Source organism: Enterococcus sp. DIV1726a (assembly GCF_051710985.1).
Classification (GTDB): Bacteria; Bacillota; Bacilli; order Lactobacillales; family Enterococcaceae; genus Enterococcus_B; species Enterococcus_B hirae.
The window spans coordinates 23,366-30,515 of record NZ_JBIOLS010000002.1 but is presented as its reverse complement, the minus strand read 5'-3'; the positions used below and the strand labels follow the sequence as shown (position 1 = coordinate 30,515).

The following is a 7,150-nucleotide window of genomic DNA, read 5'->3' as shown; positions in this document are numbered from 1 at the left end:
AAATGCGCAATTAGCTCAAAATAATTTGTTTCCTTGTCTATCATTGAATCATTATATTTGTTGCCGATTATTCGTTGATTTTCCAAATCTTTAATAAAATCTGGCAATTGTTGTACTTCACTAACTACTTCTCGCAATTCTTCTATTAACAATTTGAATTCATCTGATTTCTCCAAATGAAACATCCTCCTAACTAAAATTCTAAAAATCAAATAATACCTACTTATCTTTTATCGTTTATTTCATCACTTTTTCTGTTAAAGTTTGTCGATCGATTCCAAAGTTCAATGCACCACTTCGAGATTGAATCACTCTCAAAATAGGTACTTCTTGAATGATATTTCTTCGATCATCTAAAATACACAAATTCTTAATATATCGAGCATTTGGCAACTGTTTTTGATAGTTTGGTTGACTCTTAATAACATTGTCAGGTAAGCAATAACAATATTCAGTTTCAATTATGCCATTCTTTTTCTTTCTCAATTTTCTTGAAACACGAGATTTGATAATGTCTCTACTATAGGCATAAAAATTATAATCTTTCTCTTCTAATAATAAATCCTTCACAGGATATAAATTTGATTCTTGGTTGTTCAAAATAAAATTTCCTCCTAAAAATTAGATAAATTTGTTTTTTATTCTCTTCCACATTGTTGATCTTCTTGTTTTCCTGCAACTAATAGTGCCATGATTCCTATTCCAAACATAGCACCCACAAACAGACCTGCACAAAATAACATATAAATCCTCCCTTCTTTCCTTTATAGCAAAATAAAAACAGCCTTATTTCCTAGAATAAGACTGTTTTTGGATCAAGCAAGCGCGATTGAAAAATAAATTATATAAAAAGATAATAATATAAATTTATTTTCTATACTTATTTTTATTAGAATAATTATTATACTTACTATATGATATGAGCAAGCTCTTTTATCAATTAGCCTCTTTCACAATTTTTTTGATTTAATAACATTTTTACAAACCAAATTCCCAAAATAGCTAAGCTTACACCTAACAAGTTATAAGTAAACCGCATTGCTAATGTTTGAGGAATTCCATACATCTGACTAGCTATCGTCAACGCACCAATACAATTAAAAACCGTTTTATAACGGTAACTTGAACAAAATCCTAAACAAATACCACCCAATAAACTTAGTATCTCAATTGGTAAATACATACTTAATAGAATAAAAGAAAATATACCAATAATTGTGCCTAACAAACGATCGGTTGCACGTGTTTTCAAATCAATTATTGAAAATCCATAGCTCGCAAATAAAGAGGAAAAGGCAAACCCAACCCACATGAATCGTTCAAAAGATATATACTGACTAACAGACAATAATAAGCTAATGAAAAATACATAGGAAAATAACCAAATTTTCAATGAAACACTCTTTTCTTTTAAAGCATTGAACATTGTCTTTTTTTTGTGCTTATTGCGATGATTGTGATAAATTATCCACCAAAATATAAGGAAAAAGAGACCAAAGAAAAGAAGACGATCATTCAATAATTTTTTCGTTATTTGTTCTGTTATTGTCGAATAAACAACAAATATATAAGAAAATCCATATAATGACGGATTTCCCATTTTGGGATCACTTAGAGTAGCAATTAGTATTCCTCCTAGTAAAAGGAAGTGCAACAATACTTGCAAAGTAAAATGTGGTAATAAATGGACAAATGGTGCAACAAAAAAAGCACCAAAGACAACACTCAAGCCTAAAATTGATTGAGCGTATTTATACCCAAAGTCAACGAATCTTAGACTAAGCATCATACAGAAAAAGACAATAGCATATGACTTATTGGATTCACCAAAAAACTTCGTAGATAAAGCAATCACACAGATAGCAAAACCAACAATTAAAAATGAACGTAAAACTAGGGATAAAAGATATTTTCTACGATCATACTTGGATTTTGTACTTTTTATTTTTTGCTTAAGTATTAAAGGATCTAATTGTAGTAATTGATAAAAAGTCATTCTCTCTACCTCCTTACTAATACTGCTAATTACTTAACTAAATCTAGCAGTTATAAATACTTGAAGTAAGAGTTTTTTGGAAAATAGAGAATACTTATATAATTAATTTTTCACTTACGTAAATCTCTCATATCGACCAAACTAAACTACTATACGTCATACTTCTTTTGCTAATTTTTAATTGTTCAACATAACTTTTTATAATTTTTGTACTCAACTTATTCAGAAAATCAATATTAGAATATTTCTTAGAACAAGATTGTTTCTGGATCAATCAATTGTGATTGGTTTAAACTGTGATCTAAGCATAATTCAAAATGTAAGTGACTACCTGTACTGTTTCCTGTCGAGCCAACATAACCAATAATTTGTCCTTGTTTTACTTTGTCACCAACTTTGACTTGATATTCTTGTTGATGCGCATATAAAGCCGTTGTACCGTCTTCATGCTCAATGGCTACATAATTGCCCCATGAAGGGTGAAACTCTGCTTTAATAACCGTTCCTGCTTTGCTAGCGTAGATTGGCTCGCCTTGTGGTGCTGCCAAATCGATTCCTCTATGAAATTCTCCTCCACGATTACCAAATGGACTAGAAATCGTGTAATTCTTTAATGGAACGGCATATCCTTTTTTATTTAATTTTGGACCCGCTACTTCTTTATCATACTTAGTTAAATCATAGGTTTCGATTAAACCATTCAATTTTTTATCGTAGCTAGTATCTGTCGCATAACGTCCTGTCAAAAATTTCGTTGCTTCTTGATAAGTTTTCGCATTCGTTTTCCAAACACCATCGTAAAAATATCTATTTCCTGTTAAGCCCTCTTTCAATAGTTGAGCATAGTCATTTAAGCTATCCTCGTAGTTTTTATACTGTCTAAAAGTTGCCTGAGTAGTATAAAGTGTCCCATTACCTAAATCTTCTTGTGTCGCAAAAGAGACACCTTTTCCGTTATGTGTACCCTTGATACCAAATAAATTGTAATTCGGCGCTTGGGCTAATTGACTTTGACCACTCGCCGATTCTAAAATCGCTTGAGCAACTATGACTGAAGCATACAAATCATTTTCTTGTCCAATTTTACGAGCAGATTCGCCAATTTTACGAATAAAACTTTCGACAGACTCGTCTTTTTCAAAATGAATGTTTCCTTTATTATCCTGTTTGCTAGAAGGTACTAATTCTTGAATGGGCGCAGTTGGTGCTTGACGGTAAGCTTTTGACTCTTCTTGCACAGTTTGAGCTTGTACCTTTGTTTCTGCTTTTGGTTGTGCATTTTGTCCAGTGGTTGAAGGCTGTTTCGAAACTGGTTGTGAAGGAGTGACTTCCGCAGGTTTTGTTGGTTGTGTCACTTCTTGATTCACTGATTCACTTGGTTTTGTGGTTGGCTGTTCCACAGGCTTCGTTTCTGAAGGCTTAGTAGGTTCTTGCGTATTATTTTCTGGTTGACTAGAGTCTGTCGTACCAGGAGTAGTTGTTTCTGGTTTAGATTCTGTTGTCTGTGAACTATCTGTCGTCGAATTAGTAGATTGATCGGTTGATTCACTTGGTTTTTGCTCCGGTTGTTCAATGGAAGAATCAGTTGTGGTTTCTTCCTTAGTTGTATCTGTATTAGCTGTTGTAGAATTGTCAGTATTCACTGTCGTTGATTGTTCTGTCGCTACAGTTAATTGTTCTTCGTCTGCTAAGACAGATGGAGTATAACCAATAACTTGACCTAATAACAATAAAGCAGACAATAGTTTACTTGTTTTCTTCATCTACAAATCTTCTTCCTTTCCTTCTTTCGATATAGTTTCTGCAGGAATCTTTTGTCGGATTTGAACCCACCAAGAATCTGGTAGTCGGGGAACATACCCTTCTTTTTCTGCAATAAACAAACAATTTAAAACAACAGATATACTTAAAGAAAATTCATGGTAGTTATCCTTCATTTTGAAAAATAGTTCTTCCGAACATTCTTCACACAACGTATGATCTTCTACTTGCCAAGTTCCTTCTTTTAAGTTAGGAGAAACTTGGTTATCACAGTTGTTATTCACTATTTCATTACCCTCCTTCATTTTAACCAAAATATTTCAATAATAAATAGAGTTCATATTTTTTTCAAAAATCTTTATTTTTTTCTTCTTCTCTCAAATTTTCTATAAATTTAATTCATGATAAAATTAAATAAAAAAAGAGAGGTAATGATATGAGTCGTTTAATTACTAAAGCAATTCCTACAGATAAAGAAGCAATTGAACACTTGAAAAATAACTCTTATCTACATGAGGATTTTGCTATATCACCATTTACTGCAAGAAGTTTATTTGATCACTATGTCTTAGATAAACGGAATTTTATTTGTCCTACTAAAAATTGCTCAGCCCCTATTACTTGTCGTTCTATTAGTAAAGATAGTAAAAATAGCCCTACCTTTGTTAATCAGTCTATTTCAGAAAATAAGCATATTGTGTCTTGCGATTATCATCCTAGTAACTATAATCATGTTTCTTCAAAAAATGATTCAAATGAAGAAAAATTCAAATACTCTAAATCTGAAGAAATAGTTTCTGATTTATCAAGTATAAATGGTTTTTCTCCCAGAAAAACTTCTAAAACTGAAAAGGAACCTACTAGAACCGATGAAATAGAAGTCAATGATATAACCAATTGCTATACGAAAAAACAAAATAAAAGTTGTACAATACCAACAAAATCGTCAAAAGAACATTTAAAAACACTGCAAGATCATGTTGAAATGTACAAAATCAATCCTGAATTTAAGATAATCCGTCAAACATCAGGTGCTATTATCCCTATCAAATTTTTATTTAAACCCATATATAAAAACTATTTACTTGAAAACCTCAAAAACAGAAAATATCCTAGTATTTATTATGGACTGGCTAATTTAAAAAAAACAAACAATGATAAAGTTTTAAGAATAGTTTTTAAAATGTATAAAACACACTCTAATGGACAAACATACAATCCCTCATTGCTTATTTCAAAAGAATATATTCAAAATGAATATACCGATATCTATGATAGCTTTATCAACAAAAATAAAACATCTTTTGAAGTATATACTACACTTCCTTTATTTTGGAAATACGATTTAAAAGAAACAATTTATTTAAATGTTTGCTCGTTTCAAGAAGAAATAGCTGTTAATCCTTTTAGTGATGAATTATTTTATAATATTTATATTTCTTGATTTTGAAGTATGAGTTCTATTGCTTTATAGAACTCCACTTCCTTTTTTGTAGCAGGAACTAAATCTAATTTTTTAGTGTCTACATAATCAAGAAACATCAGCTTTTTTAAATCAGTTTCTTTTGGATCAACCACAAAAAAATAGTAGTAATTTTTATAAAATTCCTCACTTTCCTTATCCCTGTATTCATCAGGCAATGGCTGGTTGCCAATTGCTTTATATAGATGATTGGATGACAGATCTCTATAATATTCACATTGTACTATCTCCATAAGAAACCTCCTTTGCTTGAATTTATTTTTAGCAAATAAAAAAAGAGATTATTTATTATCTGACGAAGAGTTAATCACCCATTCCTTTATTAATTATTTTTTCAAATCAAGAATAATAACCTCTCTATTCTTTAATTCTTCTTTTAATTTTTTATCTAACAATGAACTGCTATTTCCCATAGTAACTCGTTTTTTTTCTGGTATATTATGAATATGATTTATAGAATTTTCATTCATTTTGTTAATGTCCAAGTAACAATTTTCATGGATATTTTTGAATCGATTTCCAATTTGTTTTTTCTTATTATGTTTTTTCAAAAATTTAGTAAGCATTTTTCTCACTCTCCTTAGAAGAGTTACCCACCCATTCTTTTGTCAATTATTGTTCAACTTGTTGTTGAACAATATGGAACCCAACAAAAAAAGAGAGAAACTAGCTACTACCTCCAAAGAAGCAATAACAGTCTCTCTCTTTCTTAACTACAGAATCTCGCTTAAAACACGACAATAAAGCAACAGTACAACTAAAAAAATTTTTAGATACACTGCATCATAAAATAAAAAAAACTACAACAAGTATAAAATACAAGATTGTTCATTGACTTAATTTTATGGTATTATTGTTCGTGTTGCAGGGAAACCTGTAACTCAAAAAGGAGTAGCACCGTTATTACCGGTAACGGTCGGGGTAGAAATCTATGACCTTTGAAAGAGTTGGCGCTCTTTCTTAGCGAGATTTCTAAACCACTCCTTTTTTTGTTGGGCTCTACATTGCACAGCAACGCATCGCAACAAAAAAAGTATATTCACTTTTAAATTCATTCTAATTTGAAAATTACTATAAAAACGATAACACATTCATCCACAATCTGCAAATAAATTTATCCTATTGATTTTTTTAGATTTAAAAAAATCAATAACAGCAAGCTTTCCCCTCCCTTACTTATAAAATAATTTATTCATAAATAAATTTAAACCGCTACTCTATTTAATAAAAACCTAAATAGGCAATAGTTAGTTCAAATTGAAAAACTAAAAAAACAGTAAAAATCTTTACAAAAATAGCATAGCATAACAATCATAAACGAACAAGCGTTCATATTAATACCCTTGATTTTTTCATTTACGATTTTGAAACTAAAACCAACAATTATGATTTTGTCTAATAAATTTCTAATGACAATTTATAATATAATAAATAATTCTGTTTGTAATAATTGTAATATAATAAAATTTATCAAAAATCAATCTAAGCGTTTTTTCACTTTCTTCCCCATCTTAAATCCTACACGCTCACGATAGCGATAATAATCATCTTGTAGTTTTAACAATTCCTCATAGATCTCTCCCATATTACGACTAGAAGCCAAAGACAAAGCATAAATAAACGACGCAGGCAACGTCTCTACCGAACGCTCCCTTGTTACCCAACTAGCCACCGTTCCTTGATTAAACCCATAAAGCTCACAGAATTGTTCTACTGGCATACCCAAATAACGCAAGATATATACATTTACTGCATGAGAGTACACATACAACTTCATAGACATAAAAAACCCTCCTTCAGATAGCTAACCATCATTACATACGCAATAATAGCATATAACTAGCAAACAAGAGAAAGAAAAACAGCAAAAGACCAAGATACACAATACACACAGATATAACTAAAGAGAA

9 protein-coding genes are annotated in these 7,150 nt (G+C 30.6%); 1 reads left to right on the top strand and 8 read right to left on the bottom strand.

Annotation, left to right across the window (positions count from 1 at the left end):
• Window positions 1-237: 237 nt before the first annotated feature.
• From IGJ27_RS12980 to IGJ27_RS12960, 5 genes are all read right to left on the bottom strand, one after another.
• Window positions 238-600 carry a hypothetical protein gene (locus IGJ27_RS12980; RefSeq protein ID WP_181917046.1) on the bottom strand — a complete coding sequence of 121 codons (363 nt, stop codon included), beginning with the start codon at window positions 598-600 and terminating at the stop codon, window positions 238-240.
• Window positions 601-638: 38 nt separating this feature from the next.
• The gene (locus IGJ27_RS12975; protein ID WP_010720548.1) at window positions 639-743 is read right to left on the bottom strand and encodes a DUF3789 domain-containing protein; all 105 of its coding nucleotides are present in this window, start codon (window positions 741-743) and stop codon (window positions 639-641) included.
• Between the two features lie 197 nt (window positions 744-940).
• Window positions 941-1,996 (bottom strand): FUSC family protein, encoded by a 1,056-nt coding sequence (locus IGJ27_RS12970; RefSeq protein ID WP_181917045.1) that lies wholly within the window; start codon window positions 1,994-1,996, stop codon window positions 941-943.
• Between the two features lie 248 nt (window positions 1,997-2,244).
• Window positions 2,245-3,759, bottom strand: coding sequence for a peptidoglycan DD-metalloendopeptidase family protein (locus IGJ27_RS12965; protein ID WP_181917044.1), 1,515 nt, complete (start codon window positions 3,757-3,759; stop codon window positions 2,245-2,247).
• Window positions 3,760-4,041, bottom strand: coding sequence for a hypothetical protein (locus IGJ27_RS12960; RefSeq protein ID WP_309597236.1), 282 nt, complete (start codon window positions 4,039-4,041; stop codon window positions 3,760-3,762).
• A 152-nt stretch (window positions 4,042-4,193) separates the two neighbouring features.
• Here IGJ27_RS12960 and IGJ27_RS12955 point away from each other — a divergent pair, with 152 nt between their 5' ends.
• Window positions 4,194-5,201 carry a hypothetical protein gene (locus tag IGJ27_RS12955; protein WP_181917042.1) on the top strand — a complete coding sequence of 336 codons (1,008 nt, stop codon included), beginning with the start codon at window positions 4,194-4,196 and terminating at the stop codon, window positions 5,199-5,201.
• Here the strand turns inward: IGJ27_RS12955 and IGJ27_RS12950 are convergent.
• The 3 genes from IGJ27_RS12950 to IGJ27_RS12940 all read right to left on the bottom strand — a co-directional run bounded on the left by IGJ27_RS12950 (window position 5,189) and on the right by IGJ27_RS12940 (window position 7,023).
• The gene (locus IGJ27_RS12950) at window positions 5,189-5,473 is read right to left on the bottom strand and encodes a hypothetical protein (RefSeq protein ID WP_181917041.1); all 285 of its coding nucleotides are present in this window, start codon (window positions 5,471-5,473) and stop codon (window positions 5,189-5,191) included. The two genes, IGJ27_RS12955 and IGJ27_RS12950, sit on opposite strands and share 13 nt — an antisense overlap.
• A 93-nt stretch (window positions 5,474-5,566) precedes the next feature.
• On the bottom strand, window positions 5,567-5,806 hold the full coding sequence (locus IGJ27_RS12945) for a hypothetical protein (RefSeq protein WP_181917040.1): 240 nt from the start codon (window positions 5,804-5,806) through the stop codon (window positions 5,567-5,569).
• 911 nt (window positions 5,807-6,717) lie between these two features.
• Window positions 6,718-7,023, bottom strand: coding sequence for a type III secretion system protein PrgN (locus IGJ27_RS12940; RefSeq protein WP_174122402.1), 306 nt, complete (start codon window positions 7,021-7,023; stop codon window positions 6,718-6,720).
• Window positions 7,024-7,150: the final 127 nt, after the last annotated feature.